The following is a 24,380-nucleotide window of genomic DNA, read 5'->3' as shown; positions in this document are numbered from 1 at the left end:
TTCTCGACATGTGGAACGGTCGGTCGGTCCCGTGAGTGCCCCGTCCTCACGCGTCCGGGCTGATGAGCAGCAGGGCGATGTCGTCACCGGGCGTGGGGGCGTGCCGGATCAGGGCGTCGGCCGTCGCGTCGAGGTCCGCGGCGTCCGCGTGTTCCAGAAGACCGGCGAGCGCCGCGGTGGCGTCGTCGAGGTCGACCCCGGGGGCCTCGACGAGCCCGTCGGTGTAGAGGGCGAGGACGCTGCCGGGCGGCAGGGTGAACTCCCGTGCCGGGTAACGGATGTCCGGCTCGATGCCGAGCAGGAGACCGGGCGGCACCCGGAGGAGTTCGGTGCGTCCGTCGGGGTGGCGCAGCAGGGGTGGAGGATGCCCGGCGGTGGCCAGACAGGCGCGGCGCGTGGCGAGGTCCAGGTGCACGTAGGCACAACTCGTGAAAAGGCCGGGGTCCAGGTCGGTGAGCAGCCGGTTGGTGCGGGCCAGGACGTCACCGGGGGCGGCGCCCACGGTGGCGTGGGCGTGGACGGCGGTGCGCACCTGGCCCATCAGCGCGGCGGCGTCCACGTTGTGGCCCTGGACGTCGCCGATGGCGGCGCCGGCGGTGTGCTCGTCGAGGCGGATGAGGTCGTAGAAGTCGCCGCCGACGCCCAGCCCGCGGGCGGCCGGCAGATAGCGCGCGGCGACCCGCAGACCGGGCACGCGGGGGAGGGTGTGGGGCAGGAGGGCGGACTGCAGCCGGTGGGCGAGGTGGTGCTTGGCGTCGTAGAGACGGGCGCGGTCCAGGGCCTGGCCGACCAGACCGGCCAGCGAGGTGAGTGCCGCCCGCTCGCCCGGCGGGAAGGCGTGGGGACGCTCGTAGGAGAGCAGCAGGGAGCCGATGGGGCGGCCGGAGGCGATCAGCGGGAGCACCGCCCAGGCGGCCATCCCGTCCTCGTGGACGGTGGCCGGATAGGCGTCCGCCATCTCGGCGAAGGTGGCGAAGAAGCCCGGGACGCCGGTGGCCATGACGTCGGCGCCCGGTACCTCGGAACTCAGCGGGATGCCGTCGAAGCGGTCCATGAGCTCGGCGCGGTAGCCGCGGTGTCCCACGATCCGCAGCCTGCCGTCCTCGGCGGTCATCAGCACCATGGCCTGCGCGCCCAGCGCCGGAAGCAGCTGGTCGGCGGTCTGGTCCACCACTTCCTGGACGCCCACGGCCTCCGTCAGGGTCGAGGCCAGGTGCATCAGGTGGTACAGCACGGTGGCCCGGCCGGGCCCGGCGGTCGGCAGCGCCTGTTCCCCGGCGCCGTCGTCCGGTTCGCCGCGGGTGATGCGGACGCTGATGCCGGTGGAGTCCGGGTACAGCTCGAAGGCCAGCCAGGTCCGGGGCGGGCGCAGGACGGTGAAGGCCTGCGGCAGTCGGCTGACCAGCGCGGCCCGGTAGCGGTCCTCGACCTGGGGCACGTCCATCCACGGCAGCGCCTCCCACGGCAGCGCGCCCACCAGCTCCGCCCGGTCCGCGCCGACCAGGCCGGCCGCGGCCGGGGTGATGAAGGTGATGCGTCCGTTCGCGTCCAGACCGCACGACCCGCCCGGCAGACGGTCGACGAAGGCAGCGAGCGCGGTCGCCTCGGCGGGCGAGGGGGCACGCCCGGAAGGCGGCCGCAGCGCCCGGGGCCGGTCCGTGGGCAGCAGCGGGGCGCCGCTGTCCGCGGCCGTCCGCATCAGCTCGCCCAGGCGGACGCAGCCCGCCTCGACGGCGTGGCGTTCGTCCGCGCTCAGCCGGTCCGCCCGGTCGCCGGACCACAGCAGCACCAGCCCGCCGCGCACGGCACCGTCCGCGAGAACCGGTGCCGCGGCCAGCCTGAAGTCGTACGGCAGGACCAGCGCCGGCCGGGGGTAGCGGCGCGCCATCTCCTCCCGGTCGCCCACCCAGACCAGACGCCGCTCGCGCACGGCGTCCGCCACCGGCATCGGATCGCTCGGCGAGACCCGCCGCCAGGGCGCGGCGATCTCCTGCGGGACCCCCGCCGTCATGACGAGCCACAGGGCAGGGTCGCGCGGCGGCAGCACGTACAACAGCCCTCCGTACGCACCGCTGCCCCGCACCACGTCGGCCATGGCGGTGTCCCACGCGCCGTCCATCAGCCGTCCGCCCGCCGACGGCCGGGTCTCACCCGATCCGGCGGGGCCGCCCGACGCCGGCCACACCGAACATCACCCATACGAGGACACTACGCCCGCTTTCCCGCGACGGCATGCGAGGGCACGGGCCCCGGTACTCCGTCAGTGGTCCCACACGTCGGGGCCGCCCCCGCGCCACTCGACGAGGGCCGAGCGGACCACGTCCAGCTCGTCCCAGTCCTGCAGCCCGGCCTCCTGCAGGAAGCGGGCGACATCCTGCACGCCGTACGCCCGGCCCAGCACCTCCCCGTCCACGCGCACCCGGCGTCCGCCCTCCTCGTCGGGCGGGTACACGATCACAGGCAGCGCGCTCGTCATGCCACCAGCGTGCGGCCGGCGACGGCGGCGCGCATGCCGGGAGGGGAAACGCGCGAGGACGCGCGGGGGAGCGGAGCGGGGGCGGGCGCGCGGGAGAGGAGCGCGCGGGACAGGGGAGCGGGCGCGGGGGCGGGGGCCGTGCCGGAGCGCCCGGCTGGTCCGTGCGGGGGCGGCGCGTGTGCGCGGGCGGCGCGGCCCTCATAGTCTGGTGCCGCTCGGGGACTCCACGCGGAGAGGTCTGTCCATGCCCCGGTCGATCTGGAGTGGCGCCATCTCGTTCGGCCTGGTCACGGTGCCGATCCACGTGGTCGGCGCGACCGAGGACCACAGCATCCGCTTTCACCGCTACCACCTGGCGGACCAGGGCAGGATCCGGACCCGGAAGGTCTGCGAACTCGAGGACCGGGAGGTCGGCTCCGACGAGATCGGCAAGGGCTACGAGCTGGCCACCAGCCAGATCGTGCCGATCACGGACGAGGACCTGCGGGAACTGCCGCTGCCGACGGCGAGGGCCATCGAGATCGTGGCGTTCGTGCCGCTCGCCTCCGTGGACCCCATCAGGATCGGCGACGGCTACTACCTGCAGCCGGACGGGCAGGTGGCGGCGAAACCGTACAAGCTGCTGCGCCAGGCCCTCGCCCGCTCGTCGAAGGTGGCCGTGGCGAGGTACGCCTGGTCCGGCCGGGAACGTCTGGGCCTGCTGCGGGTGCGCGGCGAGGCGATCGTGCTGCACGCCATGCGCTGGCCCGACGAGATCCGTGACCCGTCGTCCCTCACACCGCCCCCGGTCGAGGTGTCCGAGGAGGAGATCGAGGGGGCGCTCGCGCTGATGGACACGATGACCCGCGACGACCTGGAGGGCGACGAGTTCCGCGACACCTACACGGAGGCGGTCGCGGAACTCATCGAGGCCAAGCGCGAGCACCGCCGGCCCGAGACGGTGCCGGAGCCGGAGGAGCGGCCGGGTCAGGTGCTCGACCTGATGGCCGCCCTCCAGCAGTCCGTGTCCAAGGCCAAGGAGTCCCGGGGCGAGGACGACCACGCCGAGGGTGACCACGCCGAAGTACGGGAGCTTCCCGGCCGGAAGAAGAAGGCCCCGGCCGGGAAGACCCCCGGCGCCGGGGCCGCGGCGAAGAAGCCGGCGGGCGGGAAGGCGACGGGCGAGAAGCCGACGGGCGGGAGGGCGACGGGCGAGAAGCCGACGGGCGGGAGGGCGACGGGCGGGAAGGCGACGTCGAAGAAGGCCGCACCGAAGAAGGAGACGTCGAAGAGCACGGCCGGGAAGAAGACCGCGGCGAAGGAGCCGGCCGGGAAGAAGGCGACGACCCGCAGACCCCGGAGCGCCTAGCGCCCGCCCCGTCCCTGCACCCGTCCCCGCCCCGGTCCCCGTCCCCGTCCCCGCCCCAGGCCCGACGCAGACTGGCGGTGCCGGGACCAGCCGGCGGACCGCGAAGGTGAACCGGCTGATCCTCGTCCGCTGGGGCGATCACGCACCGTCGCGCGCGGAGCGGTGCGTCACCGCGTCACCTGCCGAGGAGGCCCTCGGGCAGCAGCGACTGGGGCGAGGTGGCCGGGTGGCCGATTTCCAGGGTGCCGAGCAGACCGTCGAGGAGCGGTCCGCCCGGGACGCCGGTGGAGGGACCGGGTTCGGGGGCCGCCTCGGCGGCGGGAGCGGCTGCGAGGAGGGCGGTGGCCAGGACGGAGGCACAGGCGAGCTTCTTGATCATGCCGACCTCAACGAGCGGCGGCCCGTGCGGAAACGCCGACCGCCCCCGGACTGCTCCAGACGGGTGGGGACGGCCGCGACCTCGACGCCCGGGGGCAACGGCTGCCCGGTCCGGGCCGGTTGCCGGACCGTCGACCGGATCATGCGGGGGACCGGACCGTCGGACCGGGCGGCCTCCCGCCGCCGGAGCCCTGACCGCCCGCGCAGCCCCCGGCCTCGCCCCGGCGCCGTCCCCGTACCTCCCCCCAAGTTGCCTTACCCCCGGGCCGCCTTACCCCTGGGGTAATCGACCGCCCTGCTGGCGACCCGGCAGGATCGAGGACATCGGCACCCCCCGACGGACGACCGCCGGGACCCATCGACCATCAGGAGCGTACGCATGTCCACGAAGCCCACCGTCGAGTCCACGCAGCGGCCCGCCCACGAGTCCGGCAGCGGCCGGACCGGTTCGACCGGCGACGCGACCCGAGCGGTCGTGGAGGCGTTCCTCGCCGCCCGGATCGCCGGGGACACCGCACGACTCGTCGGCCTCTTCGCCGACCAGGTCGACTGGATGCTGGCCGACAACCCGACCGTCCCGTGGATACGTCCGCGGACCACGGCCGCCGAATGCGCCGCGCAGTCCGAGGAACTGATGGCCCACACCGTGCCCGAGGACGCGCGGGCCAGTGTGGACGCCGTCCTGGTCGACGGCGCCGACGCCGTCGTGACGGGCCACCTCTCCGGAACGGTGCGTGCCACCGGGAAGCGCTTCGAGGGCCCGTTCGCGCTGCGCCTCACCGTCGAGGACGGCAGGATCACCCGGCACCACCTCTACGAGAACAGCCTCTCGATCGCCGAGGCGTGCTCACCGACGGGAAGCGACGCTTAGCGGAGCGTGTACCTGGAAACGACTACTCCCGAACGGCCGTCGTGACGACGGTCGGCCGACTCGGGGAGGGGTCTGACGTGGACGTGCCCTTATATCTGAGACCGCGGGTGGAACCACCGCTCGCCTCACTGCTGGGCGCCGCACCGTTCCTGCACTCACTCGTCGACGCCCTCGGATCGCCGCTCAACGTACTGCTTCCCGAGACCGTCGCCGAGAACGCGGCGCGGTTCCGGGCCGTCTACCGCCGCCACCGTCTCACCGGGCGGATCTACTTCGCGCACAAGGCGAACCGTTCCAGCGCCCTGGTGCGCAGACTGGCGGCCGAGGACCCGACGGCCGTCGGCATCGACGTCGCGTCGCTGGAAGAGCTGCGGCACGCCCTGGGCTGCGGCTTCACCGGCGACCGCGTCATGGCGACCGGCCCGAAGGACGCGGAGTTCCTGTGGCTGGCGGCCCGTGTCGGCGCCACCGTGAACCTGGACTCGCCGGGCGAACTGGACCGGCTGGCCGGTCTCGTGCGGGGGCACGGGCTCGGCCGGGTCCGGGTGCTGGCACGTCTGTCCGGCTTCGAGTCGGCCGACGGCGAGAACGGAGCGGGCACCCGCCTGCTGTCACGGCGCAGCCGCTTCGGTACCCCCGTGCGGGACGCGGACGCCCTCTGGGCGGCTCTGGAACGGCACGCGGACGCGGTCGAACTCGTCGGCCTCGCCTACCACTTGGACACCACCGGCCTGGAGGAGAAGGCCCGGGCCCTGGAGCAGTGCGTGCTGCTCATGGACGCCTGCCGCAGGCGGGGCCTGGCGCCCCGCGCCGTCGACATCGGCGGCGGTTTCGGCGTCGGCTACGTCGCCGACGCGGGGGAGTGGCAGCGCTGGACGACCGCGCTCAGCGAGGCGGTCCTCGGCGGTCGCCCGCCCCTGACCTGGCGCGGTCACGGTTACGGGCTGCGCAACGAGGGCGGCACGGTGCGCGGGACCATGGCCCTCTACCCGGGCCACCGCCCCCACGCAGGCCCCGGCTACCTCGACGAACTCCTCTCGCTCCCCGCGCCGGTCCTGGGCCGGGAGCCGGGCACGCTCCTCCTCGAGCACCTCCACGACCTCCACATCGAACCCGGCCGCTCCCTCGTCGACCAGTGCGGACTCTCCCTGGCCCGGGTCCTGGACGTGCGGAGCACCGGGGAGGAACCGGGCGCGCATCTGGTGCGCTTGGGCATGAACGCGGGGGACGTGAGCCTGGAGGAGCACGGCGTGCTGATGGACCCCGTCCTGCTGCCCCGAGGCGACGCGCGCCAAGACGACGGCCGGGAGGGCGGCGAGGGCGCCGGGGGACCGGTAGGAGTCCACCTCGTCGGCAACCTGTGCCTGGAGGCCGACCTGATCACCCGTCGGCTGGTGTTCCTCCCGAGGCTGCCGCGCGCAGGGGACGTGCTGGCCTTCGTCAACACAGCCGGGTACGCCATGGACTTCCACGCCCACCAGGCGCAGCGGCAGCCGTCGGCGCGGACGGTGGCCGTGGAGCGGGAGGGCGACTCCTGGCGCTGGTGCCCGGACGAGGACTACTGGCCGATCACACACCCGGGGGGTACGCCCGCATGAGGTACGACAGCATCACGGACGCCATCGGCAACACACCGCTGGTCCGCATCGACCCCGCCGTGCACGGGCTGCGCAACATCGACCTGTACGCGAAGCTGGAGATGCTCAACCCGTTCGGATCCGTCAAGGACCGTCCCGCCTGGCACATGGCCCGCCCCCATCTGGAGGGGGCCGCGGGCGGCGAGGGCACGGTCGTCGAACTCTCCAGCGGCAACACCGCCAAGGCGCTGGCCCTGCTGGCCGGTCTGCACGGCCTGAAGTTCAAGAGCGTCACCAACCGCATGCGCGTACCGGAGATCAAGGAACTGCTGCTGCTCCTCGGCGCCGAGATCGAGGAGTTGCCCGGGCGCAGCGAATGCCTGGACCCGACCGACACCGACGATCCGCTGACCCACTTCCACCAGGCCCTCACCGAGCCCGGCAGCACCTACCTGCACACCGACCAGTACTTCAACCCGCGCAACGTGGAGGCCCACGCGGCCGGCACCGGCCCGGAGATCGTCAAGGACCTGGACGGGAGGGCGCCGGACTGGTTCGTGGCCTGCGTGGGGACGGCCGGTTCGTCGACCGGCGTGGCCCGGGTCCTGCGCGAGCACGACCCGGACGTGCGGGTCCTCGGCCTGGTCGCCGACAAGTCGGACTTCGTCCCCGGCATCCGCACCATCGACGAGGTCCACCAGGTCGGCCTGTTCGACCCCGCGACGTACGACACCATCGAGGCCGTCACCTCGGGCGAGGCCATCGACGGGATGCTCACCCTGATCCGCCGCTGCGGACTGCTGTCGGGGCCCACCGGAGGCGCCGCCTACCAGGGCGCGGTCCGGTACCTGAGGGATGCCGACGAGGCACTGGAGGGCACGGGACGCCGGGAGACCGCGGTGTTCATCGTCTGCGACCGGGCGGAGAGCTATCTGAGCTACGTGCGCGCCCGACGTCCCGAACTGCTGGGCAGGACGGCCCGGGTGCCCGCGCTCGCCGCCCTCACCGAGGAGGACGTACGGGCGGACGCCCGGTCCGTGGGCGTGGAGGAGGCCCGCCGCTGGATCGCCGAGAGCGATCCCCGGCCGCTCGTCGTGGACATGCGCAGCCCGCACGCCTACGCGGCCCTGCACATCGAGGGCTCGGTCAACATCGTCGACGAGCTGTTCGAGGAACTGGTCCGCGGCGGACTTCCCTTCAGCAAACGGACGCCGGTGCTGCTGGCCTGTCCGGTCGGCGAGAAGTCGCTGCGCCACGCGGCACTGCTGACCCGCATGGGCCACCCCGACGTGCGGAGTCTGGCCGGTGGCATCGTGGCCTGGCGGGACGCGGGCGCACCGCTGGTGCGCGAATGAGCACCGGCCGTCCGCTGCCGCCGACCGGGCACGCCGACGACGGGCCGGACCGGCTCTGGCAGCGGAAGCTGAGGGAACAGTTCCCCATCGTGACCGCTCACCCGGAGTCGGCCTACCTGGACAGCGCGGCGACCTCCCAGAAGCCGCAGGCGGTGCTCGACGCCGTCCATGCCTACCTCACGACGACGAACGCCAACGCCGGCCGCGGCACGTACCCCTGGGCCAACCGGACCACCCGCCTGGTGGAGGAGACCAGGGAGCGGGTCAAGGAGTTCCTCGGCGACCCGGAACCGGGCCGGTCCACGGTCCACTTCACCAGCGGGACCAGCGAGGGACTGCGCACCGTCGCCCGCGACTGGCTCGTGCCGTACCTGCGCGACGGCGACGAGATCCTGGTGCCGTTCGCCGACCACCGGGCGAACCTCGACCCCTGGCTCGAAGCCCGGCGACTGCTCGCCGAGCGCGGTGTCGCGATACAGGTGCGCGCCCTGCCCCACCAGGCGGTCTCGGGCGACTACGACCACCGCGCCCTCGGCGGACTCGTCGGGCCCCGGACCCGGTTCGTGGCCGCCACCCACGTGCACCACGTCTACGGCGGTGACATGAACGTGCACCGCATCCGGGAGGCGGTCGGCCCGGACGTGCCGATCTGCCTGGACGCGGCCCAGAGCGTCGGGCATCTGCCCGTCGACCTGGCCGACCCCGCGCTCGATGTCGACTTCGTGGTCTTCTCGGGACACAAGGCGATGGCCCTGCCCGGTACGGGAGCGGTCTGGGCGCGCAACGCGCGGGGCCCCGGGTTCCGCCCGGCCGGCTGGCGGGGCACGCCCAACACGGTGGGCATCGTGTCGCTGGGAGCCGCGCTGGACTGGCTCGACGAGGCGGGGGCGGACCGGATCGCCCGCTGGACGGACGGACTCACCACCCGGCTGACCGACCGGCTGCGCCACCTCGACCCGTACGAGATCCTCGGCTGCCCCACCAGTCTGGCCGCGGATTCCGCGCTGCCTGCTGCCCAGCGGCGGCACGGCATCGTCACCTTCCGGCACCGCGACATCCCCTCCGACGACCTCGGCTTCATCCTCTACAGCCACGGCTTCATGGTGCGGGCCGACAGCCTCTGCCAGGCCGGTGCGGACGACGAGAAGGGATCGGTGCGGGTGAGTCTGCACGTCTACAACACGGGGGAGGAGATCGACCGGTTGCTCACCGTCCTCACCTCGTTGGCGTGAACCGGCGGACGAGAAGGCAACTGATAACCGTTTCCACCTGTAGATTCGGTCCCGACCACGACGGGTGAGAGACGGAAGAGGTGGCGCGACCAGATGGGCATCAGCATGGCGGTGGCCGGTACGTGGGTGGAGCGCTGGGAACGACAGCAGCAGCGCTACGCCGTGGACCGCGAGGAGCGGTTCACGGTGATCACGGATGTCGTCGAGTACGTCACCGCCGGCCGCCCCCGGCCGCTCCTCCTCGACCTCGGCTGCGGCCCCGGCTCCCTCGCCGCCCGACTCGCCGGCCGCATGCCGGACGCGGAGGTGGTCGCCGCCGACATGGACCCCCTGCTGCTGGAACTGGGGCGCACCCACCACGCCGACGCCGCCCGCTACGTCGACACCGTGATCGGCGCCGACGGCTGGACCGACGCCCTCGGGCTGCGACGCCCGCTGGACGGCGCCGTCTCCACCACGGCCCTGCACTACCTCCCCGAACCGGTCCTCCTGGACACCTACCGGCGTCTCGCCGCGCTGCTGCGCCCCGGAGGGGTGCTGGTCAACGGCGACCACTTCCCGCCCGGCGACGCCTCCTGCGCGGGCATCACCGCGCATGTGGGGCGGTGCCGTGCCGAGCGGACGGGCGGACACGCCCACGAGGACTGGGACGCGTGGTGGGCCGCCGCGGCCCGGGACCCCGAACTGGCCGACCTGTACGCGGAGCGTGCGCGGCGCCGCGCGGCCCTCGACACGACCGGGCCCGACGAGGACCTGCCGCTGGAGCGGCACGCCGAGTTGCTGCACCGGGCGGGGTTCCGCCACGTCGCGCCGGTCTGGCGGTTCGGGGACAGCGCGGTCCTGGTGGCGGTCAAGGGCGACTGACCCGCCCTGCCGGCGACCGGTGCGTGCGCCGTCCGGGTAGGGCGAAGGGCATGCCGCCCGCCGGATCAGAGAGCGAGGCTCATCAGGATCTCGTCACGGTCGTCACCGGGCGCGACGCGGAGCGCGCCCGGCCACCGCCCCACCTCGGCCCAGCCGACCCCGCGGTAGAAGTCCTCGAGGCCCAGACCGGCCCGCACCGCGAGCCGCAGCCGCTCCAGGCCCATCTCCTCGCGGGCGATCTCGGGCAGTCGGCGCATCAGTGCGGCACCGACCCCCAGCCCACGGAAACGGACGTGCGTCTGAAGGTGGTTGACCGTTCCGTAGTGCGCCTCCAGGGCGTGCGGGTCGCGGCGCAGCAGCACCCACCCCGCGAGCGCGCCCTCTACGGAGGCCATGAGCAGCCTGCGGCGCTGCGGAGCGAGCCCTTCGACGAGGGCGTCCACCGACGGAGCCAGGTGCGCGGGGGAGACCGGCGGGAGCGGGCACCCCATGGGCACCACCGCGCCCCCGGCGTTGATGACCGCCGTCCAGCACTCCGCGAGGTCCCGGCGTACCGCGTCGGTGGCGTCCTGAGCCCGCGTGAGCTGGGTGAACGTAGGGGCGGGTACGGTCTCGTGCGTCGTCACGTCCGTCAGTCTGCCAGTGCCGCGTCCGCCGTTGCGGCACCCCAGGGGACAGGCAAGATCAACTGCGCGGCAGAATGGCCGGTATGCCGATAACGAGCACTCCGGAGACAGCGACGCCCGACGACGCCGCGGCGGTGGGCGCCACCCTGGCGCGTGCCTTCGACGACGACCCGATGATGCGTTGGTTCTTCCCCGACGACTCCTCGCGCCAGGAGGCGCTGGGCCGTTACTTCACCACGATCTTCTCCAGGCAGTACGTCCGTCACGGGGTGTGTGAACGCACCGGTGCCGCGGCGGCCTTCTGGGTCCCGCCGGAGGGACAGGCCCAGGCGGTGCCGGACGCGGAGACGATCCAGGAGCTGATGAGCATCCTCGGTGACCGAGCCGGTCTCTTCCGCGACGCCGTCGAGGCCGCGGCCCACCACAGCCCCGCGGAGCCCCACTGGTACCTGGCGGTGATCGGCGCCGACCCGGCCGCCCAGGGCGGGGGCCACGGAGCCGCGCTGCTGCGCTCGGGCCTGGCCAAGGCGGACGCGGCCGGCCTGCCCGTCTGCCTGGAGTCCTCCAAGCCGTCGAACCTCCCGATCTACGAGCACTTCGGCTTCACCGTGCGGGAGGAGTTCCGCCTGCCGGGTGGCGGTCCCACGCTGTGGGCCATGCGGCGCGAGCCGCGCTCCCCGGCCGGCCTCTGAACCTCTCGCCGTCGTGTGTGGCGCCGGCGCCACACACGACGGCCGCTGTCCGGTTTCACGTGAAACGCGTTATATCGAGGGGCGGGGGAGAGGTGTGGTCCGTCCGACCCACCCCTGTGCTGCCGTTGCGCCCGTTTTGCGCCCTACCCCGCCCTCGACGCCGGTCGCACGCTCACTTTCATGGCGGATACACACGAACGTGAACCGCACCTCTTCCCGTTACCCGGCCCCGACAGCAGCAGGCAGTCGCCCGCCGACGCCGCACGGCCCTGGGAAGGCGTGGACCGGACCCAGGCCGCTCACGACGGGGCCACCGGACCGGAACCCCCGGCCCCGCCCGTCTGCCCGCACTGCGGCTTGACCGGCGAGCGCCGGCTCACCTACACCGGTCGGCACGTGCTGCTCGAACCCCTGCTCACCGTCCCCGCCCACCTGGTCCCCGGGGGTCACCGCTGGTACGTCGACGCGGACGGACGCGCCTGGAACGGTGGGCTGGGCGAGCCCCCGCCGGGCTCGGCGTGCCGCATCCCCCACCGACTCGCCTGTCCGGGGCTCTCCTTGGACGACATCGAACCGTGGCGCTGGCTCGCCGCCGTACGAGCGGAGAACACACGCCGGGCGACACGACAGGCGTGCGAGGACGACTTCCGGGGGACGCTGCCCGACGCGGGATGACCCGCCCCACGGCGCCGGCACGGCCGGCGCCTCGGCGACGGGGTCCGGGCACGCCTCCCTGACACCTGTGCGGGCACGACTGCTCGGCAGGGGCTGCGGGTGCGACTCCCTCGCTCCGCGCCGAGCGGCCGAACGGGCCGCCGAACCGACGCTCCGTCAGCCCGTCAGGAGGACTCGCGCACCACCAGCTCCGTGGGCAGTGTCACCTGCTGCCGGGGGGCGCCGTGCCGGGTGATGTCGGTGAGGATGCGGGCCATGGTCCGGCCCAGCTCCTCGACCGGCTGACGCACCGTCGTCAGTGGCGGATCGGTGTGGCGGGCGAGGACGGAATCCTCGAATCCGACGACGGCCACATCCCCGGGGACCCGTCTGCCCCGGCGGCGCAGTTCGGCCAGGGCCCCCACCGCCATCAGGTCGGAGGCGGCGAAGACCGCGTCCAGATCCGGGGCGCGTTCAAGAAGCAAACGCATGGCCCGCCGACCGCCCTCCTCGGTGAAGTCGCCCGTCTCGACCAGGAGTTCGTCGGCGGGAACCCCCGCCTCCTCGTGGGCGCTGCGCCAGCCCGCGAGCCTGCTGCGGCCGACGTCCATGTCCAGCGGTCCGCTCACCGTGGCGATCCTGCGGCGGCCGCCCTCCAGCAGGTGCCGGACCGCCGCCGCGGCACCGCCGACGTTGTCCGAGTTGACGTAGCTCAGTCGCTCGCCCGCGTCCCGGCGTCCGGCCAGCACGGTGGGCAGGCCCATCTCCTCCAGCATGCCCGGCAGCCGGTCCTCGGAGTGCACGGAGACCAGCAGCACCCCGTCCACCCGGCGGGTCGCCACCGATTCGGTCAACTGGTCACGTTCCGCCTGGTCGCGGACGAGCATCAGCTGCAACTGGGTGCGGCTCTCGGCGAGGGCGCCGCTCACCCCGCGGATCAGCGCCGCGAAGAACGGCTCCGAACCGAGCCTGCTCTCCGACTCGGGGATCACCAGGGCGACGGCGTCGGTGCGGTTGGTGACCAGGCCGCGCGCGACCGAGTTGGGGACGTAGTTGAGCTCCTTGATCGCCGCGAGGACCCGGGCCCGCGCGTCGGCGCTCACGAGGTCCGAGCCGTTGACGACCCGGGAGACCGTGGTGCGGCCCACGCCGGCACGGGCGGCGACCGTTTTGATCGTGGGACGGCGGTTTCCGGTCATGCACTCCCCCTCGGCGGCCGCGGCGGCGGTGCCTGCCGCGGAGGTGACCTGCGGCAATTCTTGCAGACGCGGCCGTCGGCGCAGCAGCCCCCAGGTGCCGGGAACCGAACGCCGGCTCACGTACTCGTCGGCAACTTGCGTTCAAGTCATTGACAGATGGGCGCGCTCCCACGAGTCTTCGATGCGCCGGTGGGAACGTGCCCACCAAAATTGGGCACGTTCCCACCCCATGTTCGGACCCATCAGAGCCGCTGCGGTCATCGCGGTGACCGTCGCAGGACCAGCCACTCCGGTGTGTGAGCGCCGTCGCTAGGAGGAGATCCATGGGCAGTCTCGGTTCAGTACGCGTGAGGGCGTCGGCGGCGGTCGCGGCCGTCGGCGCGCTGACGCTCGTCGTCGGCTGCAGCAGCGGTGACGACTCCGTCACCGGCGGCGGCAAGAAGGACGGCAAGACCGTCATCACCATGGGGCTGTACGGGGTGATGGGCATCAAGGAGACGGGCCTCCTCGAGAAGTACGAGAAGGAGAATCCGGACGTCGACATCCAGGCGGAGATCGCCGGCGACGAGCAGACGTACTACACCGCGCTGCAGACCAGGCTCGCCGCCGGCAAGGGCCTGAAGGACATCCAGGGCATAGAGATCGGCCGGGCCAAGGAGATCACCGAGACGCAGGCGGACAAGTTCGCCGACTTCTCGAAGACGCCCGGCACCGACCACTTCCTGCCCTGGAAGGAGTCGCAGATCAGCACCGAGGACGGCAAGGTGCTGGGCCTGGGCACCGACATCGGCCCGATGGCCGTCTGCTACCGCAAGGACTACTTCGAGCAGGCCGGCCTGCCCACCGACCGGGAGGAGGTCGCGAAACTGTGGGCGGGGGACTGGAAGAAGTACGTCGAGGTCGGCCGCACCTTCAAGAAGGACTTCAAGGGCGACGACGTGGCCTACATGGACGCGGCGAGCGGTCTGTTCAACGCCATGGTCTACGGCTACCCCGAGCAGTACTACGACGAGCAGGGCGAGCTGATCTACCAGACGAACCCGGCCGTCAAGGAAGCGTGGAACCTCGCCGCGGACGCCGGTGAGGACGGACTGACCGCCAAGCTGCGTCAGTTCCAGCCGGGTTGGGACCCCGGCCTGGCCAACGGCACGTTCGCCAGGGCCGTGTGCCCGGCCTGGATGCTCAGCCACATCAGTGAGAAGGCCGGCCCCGCGAACAAGGGCAAGTGGGACGTCGCCCGCGCCCCCAAGGGCGCCAACTGGGGCGGATCCTTCCTCGGCGTGGTGGAACAGAGCCCGGTCAAGGAGGAGGCGAAGAAGCTCGTCGCGTGGCTGACCGCGCCCGAGCAGCAGGCCCACATCTTCAAGGAGATCGGCAACATCCCCTCCTCCGAGCAGGCGTTGCAGTCCGCCGACGTCAAGAACGCCCAGTCGGAGTACTTCGACAACGCCCCGATCGGCCAGATCTTCGGAGCCGCCGCCCAGGAGATCCCGGACAAGCAGGTGCTCGGGCGCAAGGACGGCACGATCAAGGACACCTTCTCCCAGGGCCTGACGCTGATCGAGCAGCAGGGCACCCCGCGCGAGGAGGCGTGGAACACCACCGCGGAGCGCATCGAGAAGGCGGTCGGCTGACCGTCGCCCCTCCCTGGGCCGGCCGGGCCCGCCCGCGCTCCGCGGGCGGGCCCCGGGCCCGGCCCACCCGTCCGCTCTCAGGAAGGAAGTCCGGTGGCCACCTCCACCACCAAGGTCCCGGCCGGCGGGACGCCGCCCGCCCCGCCCGGTGAGCCGAGTGCCCGGGGCACCGCGCGGCGGCGCGGCGCGCTGCTGCACCGGCTCGACATCAAGGGCGCCCCGTACGCCTTCGTCGCGCCGTTCTTCGTCGTCTTCGCCGCCTTCAGCTTCTACCCCCTCGTCTACACCTCGTGGATCTCCCTGCACGACGTGGAACTGGCCACCCTCGACGTGATGGAGTGGGTGGCCCTCGACAACTACGTCGACCTCTGGGGCGACTCACGGTTCTGGAACGCACTGCGGAACACCGTCACCATCGGCGTCATCTCCACCGTGCCGCAGCTGCTGATGGCCCTGGGCCTCGCGCACCTGCTCAACTACCGCATGCGCGCCTCGCTGTTCTTCCGGGTCGCCTCGCTCGTTCCGTACGCCACCTCGGTCGCCGCCGCCGCGCTGGTCTTCACCATGATCTTCGAACGCGACTTCGGCATGATCAACTGGGCGCTCGGCACCGTCGGCATCGACCCGGTGGACTGGGAGGCCGACAAATGGCCCGCCCAGGTCGCCATCTCCACGATCGTCATCTGGCGCTGGACCGGCTACAACGCCCTGCTGTACCTAGCCGCCATGCAGGCCATCCCCGCCGACCGGTACGAGGCGGCCTCCCTCGACGGGGCCTCCCGGTGGCAGCAGTTCACCCACGTCACCGTCCCCGGCATCCGCTCCACCATCGTGTTCACCATCGTGCTGTCCACGATCGGCGCCACCCAGCTGTTCGGCGAGCCTCTGATCTTCGGCCAGGGACCCAACGGCGTCACCGGCGGCGCCGACAACCAGTACCAGACGCTGGGCCTGCTGCTGTACGAGGAGGGCTGGAAGAACTACCAGATGGGCCGCTCGGCGACCGTCGCCTGGGCGATGTTCCTGCTGCTGATCCTCGTCTTCGTCGTGCAGCGCCTGATCAAGCGCCTGCGCTCCCGTACGTCCTGACCTGGAGCCGTCATGACCACTCAAAGCCTCCCGGCCCGGACGGACGTCCGGGGCGGGACCGCCGCCGAGAAGCCGCCCGGGCGCGGGGGCCGCCGGCTGCTGCGCCAGCGCGCCGGCCGCCAGCACCACGCGGGTCCGCTCGCCTACGTCCTGCTCGGCATCATGGCCCTGCTGTCCATCTTCCCGCTCTACTGGACGATGGTGGCCGCCTCGACCGACAACACCCGGGTCAGTCAGACCCCGCCGCCGTTCCTGCCCGGTCCGAACCTGTTCAGCAATCTCGCCCGGGCCTGGGACGAGGCCGCCATGGGCAAGGCCATGGTCAACAGTCTGATCGTGGCCGGCGTGATCGCCCTGTCCACGGTGATGTTCGCGACGCTCGCCGGCTTCGCTTTCGCCAAGCTGCGGTTCAAGGGCCGCAACGCCCTGCTGATGCTGGTGATCGGCACCATGATGGTGCCGCCGCAGCTCGGCGTGGTGCCGCTCTTCATGATGATGTCCGAGCTGGGCTGGTCCCAGCAGCTGCCCGCGGTCATCTTCCCGACCCTGGTCAGCGCGGTCGGCGTCTTCTTCATGCGCCAGTACCTGTCGGAGGCGCTGCCGGACGAACTCGTCGAGGCCGGCCGCGTGGACGGGGCGCACTCGCTGCGCATCTTCTGGAGCATCGTGCTGCCCGTCGCACGGCCGGCGATGGCGGTGCTGTTCATGATCACGTTCGTGCACGCGTGGAACGACTTCTTCTGGCCGTTCGTGGTGCTCGACATGACCAACCCGACCGTTCCCGTCGCCCTCACCCAGCTCAGCGCGGGCTATGTCCGCGACCAGTCGCTGATCATGGCGGGCGCGCTGCTCGGCACGCTGCCCCTGCTGGTGATGTTCGTCGTCTTCGGCCGGCAGATCGTCAGCGGCATCATGGCGGGCGCCGTCAAGGGCTGACCGGCCGTCCTCCCGCTCCTCCACCGTCCCCGCACGGCACGACGAGCCTGCGAACCCTCCCTTCCGAAAGGACTTACGTGGTCACCGCAGCACAGCAGACCGCGTCCGCCCCGGACGCCCCCCGGACCTTCCCCAAGGGTTTCCTCTGGGGCTCCGCGACCGCCTCCTACCAGATCGAGGGGGCCGCGACCGAGGACGGACGCACACCGTCCATCTGGGACACCTACGCCCGCACCCCCGGCCGGGTCCGCAACGGCGACACCGGGGACACCGCCACCGACCACTACCACCGCTGGCGCGAGGACGTCGCCCTGATGGCCGAACTCGGCCTCGGCGCCTACCGCTTCTCCCTCGCCTGGACCCGTATCCAGCCCACCGGCCGGGGGCCCGCCGTGCAGAAGGGCCTGGACTTCTACCGGCGCCTGGTGGACGAGCTGCTGGAGAAGGGCATCCAGCCCGTCGCCACCCTGTACCACTGGGACCTCCCGCAGGAACTGGAGGACGCCGGAGGCTGGCCCGAGCGCGCCACGGCCGAGCGGTTCGCCGAGTACACGGCCCTCGCGGCGGACGCCCTCGGTGACCGGGTGAAGACCTGGACCACCCTCAACGAGCCCTGGTGCAGCGCCTTCCTCGGCTACGGCTCGGGCGTGCACGCCCCGGGGCGCACCGACCCGGTCGCCGCCCTGCGCGCCGCCCACCACCTGAACCTGGCGCACGGCCTGGCCGTCCAGGCGCTGCGGGACCGGGTCCGGGCCGACGCCCAGTGCTCGGTCACCCTCAACATCCACCATGTGCGCCCGCTGACCGGCGGTGACGCCGACGCGGACGCGGCCCGCCGGATCGACGCGCTCGCCAACCGGGTGTTCACCGGCCCGATGCTGCGGGGCGCCTACCCGGAGGACCTGCTCAAGGACACCGCGCACCTCACCGACTGGTCCTTCGTGCGGGACGGCGACCTGGAGCAGGCCCGGCAGCCCCTGGACTTCCTCGGCGTCAACTACTACACGCCCACCGTCGTCTCGCAGGCCGACGGCAGCGGCGTCCACACCTCGGACGGACACGGCAACAGCCCGTACAGCCCCTGGCCGGGAGCCGACCGGGTCGCCTTCCACCAGCCGCCGGGCGAGACCACGGCGATGGGCTGGGCGGTCGACCCCACCGGCCTGTACGACCTGCTGCGCCGGCTGTCCTCCGACTTCCCCCGGCTCCCACTGGTCATCACGGAGAACGGCGCGGCCTTCGACGACTACGCCGACCCGGAGGGCCGGGTCAACGACCCCGCCCGGATCGCCTATGTGCGCGATCACCTGGCCGCCGTCCACCGGGCCATCGTGGACGGCGCGGACGTGCGGGGCTACTTCCTGTGGTCGCTGCTGGACAACTTCGAGTGGGCCCACGGCTACGGCAAGCGCTTCGGCGCCGTCTACGTGGACTACCCCACCGGCACCCGCATCCCCAAGGCGAGCGCCCGCTGGTACTCCGAGGTCGCCCGTACCGGCGTCCTGCCCGGCGCCTGACCGGACCCGGTGCGGCACCGCCGTCCACCGCCCCGCGCGGTGCCGCACCAAGAGCCCGGCCCCCGGTCCCGCGCCGATGCGCGGGACCGGGGGCCGGGCACCCCCTGGACCGGGTCAGTCGAGAGGGTCGAGCGTCAGCCGCGCCTCGACCGGATCGCCGTCGTGCACCAGTGACTCGTGGTGGCCGACGTCGTCGAAGGCGAAGGCGTACGCCTTCCCGTCGGCCATGTTGCCGTGGATGATCCGCGCGTAGTGGTTGGTCACGGAGTCCTGGTAGAAGCCGGCCGCCGAGGGGTCGGGCTGGTTCGGGTTGCTGAGCAGCGTCGAGCGGTTGAGACCGGCGCACAGGGTGCGGGAGATCGGCCCGCGCACCTGGTCGTTCGGGGCGTCCAGAAGCCTGTGGCAACCGAAGACACTGGAGGCGTCGGGCTTCTGGAAGCTCGTCACGACCGCACCGGAACCGTCGGTGAAGTGCATGACGCCGCCCGAGACGCGTCCGTAGTACTTCGTCCCGGGCCGGTCCGCGAACGGGGTGACGGTGAGGGTGCTCGTCGTGTACTTCTGCCACACCCGGTTGATGTAGTCGTCCATGACCGACGCGGGCAGGGCCCCGGTCTCCACGCCGTACAGCGGCGCCAGCGCCCGCAGCACGGTGCCGTCGGACCGGGTCTGGACCAGCCCGCCCCAGCCGGGCTGCGCCCGCAGCGCGTCGAACACGCCCCGGTAGCCGCCGGCCTTCAGCCGGCCCGCGCTGCTCACACCGCCGTCGGCACGCTGCACGCCGACGGTGTAGGGCGCGGAGAACATGTCGACCTGGGTGCTGTTCAGCCACAGCCCGGAGTCGTTGAGGGTGTACTCGGACCAGTTGAACAGGATGTCGCGGTTGGGGTCGTTCGGGTTCTGCACGGCCGGCTGCACCAGTCCGCCCGTGGTGAGCCGGAAGTCGAGCTTTCGGCCGTACGAGAAGTAGATGCGCCCCGACAGCTTGGGGATGCGGATCGTCTTGGTCTGTCCGGCGGCGGGGCCGGGGATGGACGCGTCCGGTGCGGGGGTGGGGGGATTGCCGCCGGCGGGCCAGGCGTGGAAGGTGCCGTCCGCGTCGGCCCAGCCCTGCTGTCCGGTCGTCAGCGAGGTGCCGAGGTTGTAGATGTGGACGGGCTCGCCACGGCTGGAGTTGTTGGTGATCTTCAAGGGGATGGTGGCGGGAACCGCCGCGTCCGCAGGTGGCGAGGCCCCGAGGGTGAGCAGGGCGCCGGCCAGGCCCGCGGCCGAGACCACGGCGAGCAGACGGTGTTTGAGGCTGGAGAGCACTCTCGACCTCCGTGCGGGGTGGGGGGAGTTGGTCCGTACCGATTTCTGAGAGCGCTCTCAGCGTCGCGCCGAGGCGCGTTCATGTCAATGTACGGGGCGTCGATTGCTCGGTGGTGCGGGCGAGTGGAGGGAGTGCCGCGGTGACGGACGGCGGAACGGACACCGGATGCCTGGCGTGCGACCTGAGCGCCGGGAGGGCTCCGCTGCCGGGCGGAACGGTGCTGCGCACCGGGGGATGGGTGGTGGAGCACTGCGTCGGGCCGTTCGGTGCGGGCACCCTCGTGGTCAAGCCCGTCCGGCACGTGGTGCACGTCGCCGGCCTGACGGCGGGCGAGTCGGGCGCACTGGGGCCGCTGCTGCAGAGGGTCAGCGCCGCCGTCACCGAGGTGACGAGCCCGGAGCAGGTCTATGTGTGCCTGTGGTCGCACGCCGGGGGAGTGCCCGGGCACATCCACTTCGTCGTGCAGCCCGTCGGCGCCGCGGACATGACCCGCTTCGACGCCTTCGGCCCGGCGTTGCAGGTGGCGATGGGGCGGGCCGGGTGCTTCCCGGACGCGGTGGAGGTGGAGCGGGTGTGCGACCGGCTGAGGGAAGCGCTCGGCCCGACCGGCCCGGCGGACCCGACGCGCTGAGCGGTTCGGTTCAGCCGGTCTGCGGGGCCGCGCCGCCGAGCGCGGTTCGGTTCAGCCGGTCCGGGGGGCCGCGCCGCCGAGCACCCCGTAGTGCCGGACTCCGGCGGGTCCTCGTGGCGTCGCCTCGGGCCACAGGCAGTCCAGTACGCAGGCGGAGGGCGGGAAGAGCGCGGAGGGCACCGCCGGGCGGGCGAACCACTCCCAGCGCACGATCTTGTCCGGCTCGGTGACCCGGGGCGTCCCCGCCGCCCCCTCGGTGACCGCCGCCGCCGTGACCCGGGTCAGCCCGGCCAGTCCGTCGAGGAGGACCGCCAGCAGCCGTATGTCCGCCGGGGCCACCACCAGCCCGGTCTCCTCCGCCAGTTCACGGGCGGCCGCCCCCTCGAAGTCCTCACCGGTGTCGACCTTGCCGCCCGGCAGTTCCCACCGCCCGTCGTGACCGAGGCCGAGCAGGACCCGGCCCGCGGGATCGAGGACGGCGAGGCCGACACCGGTGAGGCTGTGGGAGGCGGGGCGGGCACGTTCGGGGCGCTCGGCGCCGGGGATACGAGAGTTCACCCGGCCATTCCACACCGTCGCGGCCGCCCCGGACCACCGTCCCTACAGCAGGTCGCGCGGCACCGTCTCGTTCCAGGTGCGGGAGAACACCCGCCGGCCGCCCTCGTAGCCGTCCAGCGTGGCGTCGACGAAGAACCGCTCCTCGTCGCAGGTGAGACGGGTGTGCGTGACCACCCGCACGTCCCATGCGTCGCGCCGGAAGTTCATCGTCCACGTGGACTCACCGCTCACGGAGGTGAAGTCGTCGGCGACGGACGCGTAGCGTTCGTACGCGCGGCGGCCGACATCGAGGCCGATCTGGTCGAAGCGGACCGTGCCCCGGTCCTTCACCGTCTCCAGTTCGGCGTGGTAACCGACCAGGTCCCGCTTCACGTCCCACCGCTCCTCCGGCGGTGTGAGCGTCGTGGTGGCGAGGGGCGGGGTTCCCTCGGGCTCGCCGAACGGCACCGCCGGGCTGTCGTCGGCCGTCTCCGGGGGGCGGACCGGGAGGGTGAGCGTGCTGGAGCCCTCGCGGAGGCTGAGCATCGCCGGTTTCGGCGGAGGCCAGGCGAGCGGCCAGTAGGAGGTGGACAGGGAGAGCCTTATGCGGTGGCCGGGCGGGAAGCTCTGCGCCACGCCGTTGAGGTGGACCCTGGCCCGGTAGCGGTGGCCGGGCACCAGCGGCTCGGGGTGTTCGGCGCTGTCCAGCCGGGTGAGGTTGAGCAGGCCGTAGGTGACCCGGGTGGCGGCTCCGTCCGGGTGGACGTCCGACAGGCGCGCGGCCACCATGGCGACCGGCTGGTCGACCGTCAGGTCGAGGTCGACGGCCGGCGAACCGAGGATCTCCACCCGTTCGGTCAGCGGCTCGGTCTCGAAGACGAGGGAACCGCCGTCCTCCTCCCGCTGGTCGTACGGCAGGTCGGGCGGCGCGTTGTAGGAGGCCCACTTGCCCGCGAACTGTCCGACGGACAACGGGGACCGCACGGTCAGGACCTCCCCGTCGTCCCCGTCCTCCGCGTCGTCCCCGGGGGCCGTCTCGGCGCCCGCTTCGAGGGCGGGCCCGATCCGCCGCCCGGTGAGCGGGTGCGTGACCGCACGGACGTGCGGGGACGGCCAGGAGGGTTCCGCCACCCAGCGTCCCGGCCGCTCCTCGTAGGAGGTGGACGGCGGGACGCTGTCCTGCATCCAGGTCTGCAGCATCGGTCCGTCCATGACGCCGTTGTCGACGCCCTTGAGCCAGTGGTCCCACCAGCGCACCACCTCCTGGAGGTAGCCGATGGCGGGCCCCGGTTCGCCGAGGTGGGGGAACTTGTGCGACCAGGGGCCGATGAGCCCCTTGCGCGGTACGTCCAGGTGGGCGAGGAGCCGGGTCACGGCGTTGGAGTAGCCGTCCGCCCAGCCGCTGGAGGCGAGTACCGGGCAGCGTACGTCCGCGTAGTTCTCGGCGACCGAGGCGTGCCGCCAGTAGTCGTCGAGGCGCTGGTGGCGCAGCCACTCCAGGACCCAGGGGCGGGCGTGCTCGAGCCGTTCGTGCCACATGTCGCGCCAGCTGTCGCCGACCACGGCCGGGTCGGGGGGACAGGTGGCGTAGGCGAACATGGTGCCCGCCTCGGCCAGGTTGTCCGACAGCATGGCGCCGCCCATGTAGTGCATGTCGTCGGCGTGCCGGTCGTCGGTGAAGGAGGCGATGACGATGGCCTTGAGGCTCGGGGGCCGCCGGGCCGCGACCTGGAGGGCCGCGAACGCCCCCCACGACAGGCCCATCATCCCGGTCGTGCCGTCGCACCAGGGCTGGTCGGCGAGCCAGGCCAGCACCTCCTCGGCGTCCCGCTGCTCGATCTCCAGGTACTCGTCGCGCAGCACCCCCTCCGACTCACCGGTGCCCCGCAGGTCGACGCGGACACAGGCGTAGCCGTGCCCGGCGATGTAGGGGTGGTGGACGGAGTCGCGTTCGGCGGTGAGGTCCCGCTTGCGGTACGGGATGTACTCCAGCACCGCGGGCACGGGTTCGTGGTCCGACGACGTGGGCCGCCAGATCCGTGCCGACAGGCGGACGCCGTCCGACATGGGGATGACGACGTGTTCCTCTTCCTTCGTCGTGTACGGCAGGTGGGTCACATGTCGCATGGTCGGCGCTCCTTAACCCCGCGCTCCTTCCGGCGGCTCGTCGAAGGTGAGGCCCAGGGCGGCGACGCACTGGTCGTACTTCCTGCGCAGGTCCGCCTCGTCGTCGCCGCCGGTGAAGATGTGCGCGAGTTCGTAGCTGTAACTGTCCTGCTGGGAAAGGTCCGAGAGCCGTTGGCCCGGCTCGGGCAGGACCTCGATCCGCACGCCCGGGATGTCCCGCTCGATGCGGGCGATGTCCTCGGGGGACGGGACGTGCCGCACCACTCCGTCCGTGAACCAGCGGTGGTACCACTTCGCCGCCATGGCGTACGGCCCCTGCCGGTGCGGCATGCTCGGGTCCTCGCCGAGGGCGAGGGCGATCATGGCGTGGTGGTTGGGGACGCCGTCCACGTACTGGAACAGTTCGGCGTGGGACTGCGAGTGGCGCGGGTTGATCTCCAGCAGGCTGATGTCCTGGCTGCCCGGGTCGTAGAAGTACTCCACGCTGAACGTCGCGTTGTCGAAGCCGATCCGGCGCATCACCCGCTCGGTGACCTCGTGCAGCCGGGCGACGACCTGCGGGGGCAGCATCGAGGGGTACTGGTGCCGCAGGAAGCACGGCGTGTCCGGGTAGTCGATGGAGTCCAGCGTGCCGTAGACGGTCACCTCCCCCTGGTGCACATAACCCTCCACCGCGACCTGCACCCCCGACAGCGCCTCCTCGGCGAGACACACCCGGCCGCCGACGCCGTCCATCTCCGGCGGCAGGTCGACTCGGCCGAGGATGTGCTCGAAGGGGCGGCCGATGCGGGAGATGCCCTCGCGTATCTCCGCGACGGCCTTGCGGAACTCCTCCTCGTCCTCGACCCCGAAGGCGAGTTCGGAGGAGTAGGACAGAGCCGGCTTGAGCCACATCGGGAACCGCAGCCCGTCCGGGGGACGCGGCGGGTCCGCCGTCAGGTCGACGCGGCCGAAGCGCGGGTGCCGGTCCGTCACCTCCCGCTGTTCCAGCCGGCTCCAGTACTTGTGCTCGCACTTGACCACGGACTCCAGGCTCGCGGTCCGGGTGCCGTACCTCTCGCCGAGGATCGGGACCAGCGTGCTGACCGGGAAGTCCCAGTAGCCGACGATCGCGTCGATGCTTCCGTCGAAGGCGTCCAGCTCCGACTGCGCCTTCTCCAGCACCTCCGGCAGCCGCACCTCGCCGCCCTGCAGCTCGTCGACGGTCAACAGGCCGTGGAACCGCAGCGATTCCGCCCCCGGCACGGCCTGGAGCGTCGGCAGGTTGGCCTCGTCGAGACCGACCACGAAGACGTTCTTGACGTTGTCCTCAGACACGACTCTCC

22 protein-coding genes are annotated in these 24,380 nt (G+C 72.4%); 13 read left to right on the top strand and 9 right to left on the bottom strand.

The genetic code is table 11. The features are described 5' to 3' along the window. Nucleotides 1-46: 46 nt before the first annotated feature. Together ACFZP7_RS02765 and ACFZP7_RS02760 are read right to left on the bottom strand one after the other, a co-directional pair. Nucleotides 47-2,119 (bottom strand): SpoIIE family protein phosphatase, encoded by a 2,073-nt coding sequence (locus ACFZP7_RS02765; protein WP_385633766.1) that lies wholly within the window; start codon nt 2,117-2,119, stop codon nt 47-49. A gap of 141 nt (nt 2,120-2,260) precedes the next feature. Then, nucleotides 2,261-2,476 carry a hypothetical protein gene (locus ACFZP7_RS02760; protein WP_385633765.1) on the bottom strand — a complete coding sequence of 72 codons (216 nt, stop codon included), beginning with the start codon at nt 2,474-2,476 and terminating at the stop codon, nt 2,261-2,263. 244 nt (nt 2,477-2,720) lie between these two features. Here ACFZP7_RS02760 and ACFZP7_RS02755 point away from each other — a divergent pair, with 244 nt between their 5' ends. Further along, nucleotides 2,721-3,824, top strand: coding sequence for a Ku protein (locus ACFZP7_RS02755; protein ID WP_385633764.1), 1,104 nt, complete (start codon nt 2,721-2,723; stop codon nt 3,822-3,824). Nucleotides 3,825-3,999: 175 nt separating this feature from the next. Here the strand turns inward: ACFZP7_RS02755 and ACFZP7_RS02750 are convergent, their stop codons facing one another. Continuing rightward, the gene (locus ACFZP7_RS02750; protein WP_019324278.1) at nt 4,000-4,203 is read right to left on the bottom strand and encodes a hypothetical protein; all 204 of its coding nucleotides are present in this window, start codon (nt 4,201-4,203) and stop codon (nt 4,000-4,002) included. Between the two features lie 378 nt (nt 4,204-4,581). Between ACFZP7_RS02750 and ACFZP7_RS02745 the strand changes: the two genes are divergently transcribed. The 5 genes from ACFZP7_RS02745 (at nt 4,582) to ACFZP7_RS02725 (ending at nt 10,101) form a co-directional block, all read left to right on the top strand. Next, complete coding sequence (locus ACFZP7_RS02745) at nt 4,582-5,073, top strand: nuclear transport factor 2 family protein (RefSeq protein ID WP_019324279.1); 492 nt, start codon at nt 4,582-4,584, stop codon at nt 5,071-5,073. A gap of 77 nt (nt 5,074-5,150) precedes the next feature. Next, the gene (locus tag ACFZP7_RS02740; protein ID WP_385633763.1) at nt 5,151-6,671 is read left to right on the top strand and encodes a Y4yA family PLP-dependent enzyme; all 1,521 of its coding nucleotides are present in this window, start codon (nt 5,151-5,153) and stop codon (nt 6,669-6,671) included. Beyond that, nucleotides 6,668-8,005 carry a pyridoxal-phosphate dependent enzyme gene (locus ACFZP7_RS02735; RefSeq protein WP_046250644.1) on the top strand — a complete coding sequence of 446 codons (1,338 nt, stop codon included), beginning with the start codon at nt 6,668-6,670 and terminating at the stop codon, nt 8,003-8,005. Before ACFZP7_RS02740 ends, ACFZP7_RS02735 begins: the two co-directional genes overlap by 4 nt. Further along, nucleotides 8,002-9,237: an aminotransferase class V-fold PLP-dependent enzyme gene (locus tag ACFZP7_RS02730; RefSeq protein ID WP_385633762.1), complete on the top strand. Its 1,236-nt coding sequence runs from the start codon at nt 8,002-8,004 to the stop codon at nt 9,235-9,237. The genes ACFZP7_RS02735 and ACFZP7_RS02730 overlap by 4 nt, the downstream gene beginning before the upstream one ends. Before the next feature lie 93 nt (nt 9,238-9,330). After that, complete coding sequence (locus ACFZP7_RS02725) at nt 9,331-10,101, top strand: class I SAM-dependent methyltransferase (RefSeq protein WP_359422228.1); 771 nt, start codon at nt 9,331-9,333, stop codon at nt 10,099-10,101. A 65-nt stretch (nt 10,102-10,166) separates the two neighbouring features. On the opposite strand, the gene ACFZP7_RS02720 is transcribed toward ACFZP7_RS02725, so the two are convergent. Continuing rightward, nucleotides 10,167-10,727: a GNAT family N-acetyltransferase gene (locus ACFZP7_RS02720; protein WP_385633761.1), complete on the bottom strand. Its 561-nt coding sequence runs from the start codon at nt 10,725-10,727 to the stop codon at nt 10,167-10,169. A 74-nt stretch (nt 10,728-10,801) separates the two neighbouring features. Between ACFZP7_RS02720 and ACFZP7_RS02715 the strand changes: the two genes are divergently transcribed. Next, nucleotides 10,802-11,419, top strand: coding sequence for a GNAT family N-acetyltransferase (locus ACFZP7_RS02715; RefSeq protein ID WP_306691550.1), 618 nt, complete (start codon nt 10,802-10,804; stop codon nt 11,417-11,419). Between the two features lie 180 nt (nt 11,420-11,599). Beyond that, the gene (locus tag ACFZP7_RS02710; RefSeq protein WP_385633760.1) at nt 11,600-12,094 is read left to right on the top strand and encodes a DUF6083 domain-containing protein; all 495 of its coding nucleotides are present in this window, start codon (nt 11,600-11,602) and stop codon (nt 12,092-12,094) included. Nucleotides 12,095-12,258: 164 nt separating this feature from the next. Here ACFZP7_RS02710 and ACFZP7_RS02705 read toward each other — a convergent pair whose 3' ends face one another. Next, entirely contained in the window at nt 12,259-13,272 is a 1,014-nt protein-coding gene (locus tag ACFZP7_RS02705) for a LacI family DNA-binding transcriptional regulator (protein ID WP_385633759.1), read from the bottom strand. Nucleotides 13,273-13,595: 323 nt separating this feature from the next. Between ACFZP7_RS02705 and ACFZP7_RS02700 the strand changes: the two genes are divergently transcribed. The 4 genes from ACFZP7_RS02700 (at nt 13,596) to ACFZP7_RS02685 (ending at nt 18,448) form a co-directional block, all read left to right on the top strand. Beyond that, a complete protein-coding gene (locus ACFZP7_RS02700; protein ID WP_385633758.1) occupies nt 13,596-14,906 on the top strand; it encodes an ABC transporter substrate-binding protein in 1,311 nt (436 codons plus the stop codon). Between the two features lie 93 nt (nt 14,907-14,999). Continuing rightward, nucleotides 15,000-15,995, top strand: a complete 996-nt coding sequence (locus tag ACFZP7_RS02695) for a carbohydrate ABC transporter permease (protein WP_385633757.1) — start codon at nt 15,000-15,002, stop codon at nt 15,993-15,995. Between the two features lie 12 nt (nt 15,996-16,007). Continuing rightward, nucleotides 16,008-16,931 (top strand): carbohydrate ABC transporter permease, encoded by a 924-nt coding sequence (locus ACFZP7_RS02690; RefSeq protein WP_019324290.1) that lies wholly within the window; start codon nt 16,008-16,010, stop codon nt 16,929-16,931. A 77-nt stretch (nt 16,932-17,008) separates the two neighbouring features. Beyond that, entirely contained in the window at nt 17,009-18,448 is a 1,440-nt protein-coding gene (locus ACFZP7_RS02685; protein ID WP_019324291.1) for a GH1 family beta-glucosidase, read from the top strand. Nucleotides 18,449-18,562: 114 nt separating this feature from the next. Here the strand turns inward: ACFZP7_RS02685 and ACFZP7_RS02680 are convergent, their stop codons facing one another. Further along, entirely contained in the window at nt 18,563-19,759 is a 1,197-nt protein-coding gene (locus ACFZP7_RS02680) for a glycoside hydrolase family 64 protein (RefSeq protein WP_385633756.1), read from the bottom strand. Nucleotides 19,760-19,899: 140 nt separating this feature from the next. On the opposite strand from ACFZP7_RS02680, the gene ACFZP7_RS02675 reads away from it, so the two are divergent. Next, complete coding sequence (locus ACFZP7_RS02675; RefSeq protein WP_385633755.1) at nt 19,900-20,391, top strand: HIT family protein; 492 nt, start codon at nt 19,900-19,902, stop codon at nt 20,389-20,391. A gap of 51 nt (nt 20,392-20,442) precedes the next feature. Here the strand turns inward: ACFZP7_RS02675 and ACFZP7_RS02670 are convergent, their stop codons facing one another. The 3 genes from ACFZP7_RS02670 to ACFZP7_RS02660 are packed head-to-tail and all read right to left on the bottom strand — an operon-like array spanning nt 20,443 to nt 24,372. Then, the gene (locus tag ACFZP7_RS02670) at nt 20,443-20,949 is read right to left on the bottom strand and encodes an NUDIX hydrolase (RefSeq protein ID WP_385633754.1); all 507 of its coding nucleotides are present in this window, start codon (nt 20,947-20,949) and stop codon (nt 20,443-20,445) included. Nucleotides 20,950-20,991: 42 nt separating this feature from the next. Next, on the bottom strand, nt 20,992-23,055 hold the full coding sequence (locus ACFZP7_RS02665; RefSeq protein ID WP_385633753.1) for a CocE/NonD family hydrolase: 2,064 nt from the start codon (nt 23,053-23,055) through the stop codon (nt 20,992-20,994). Nucleotides 23,056-23,067: 12 nt separating this feature from the next. Beyond that, nucleotides 23,068-24,372: an acetyl-CoA carboxylase biotin carboxylase subunit family protein gene (locus ACFZP7_RS02660; protein WP_385633752.1), complete on the bottom strand. Its 1,305-nt coding sequence runs from the start codon at nt 24,370-24,372 to the stop codon at nt 23,068-23,070. Nucleotides 24,373-24,380 lie beyond the last annotated feature (8 nt).

This window comes from Streptomyces sp. SudanB5_2050, assembly GCF_964272335.1.
GTDB lineage: Bacteria > Actinomycetota > Actinomycetes > Streptomycetales > Streptomycetaceae > Streptomyces > Streptomyces rochei.
This window is presented reverse-complemented; position numbering and strand designations above follow the sequence as displayed.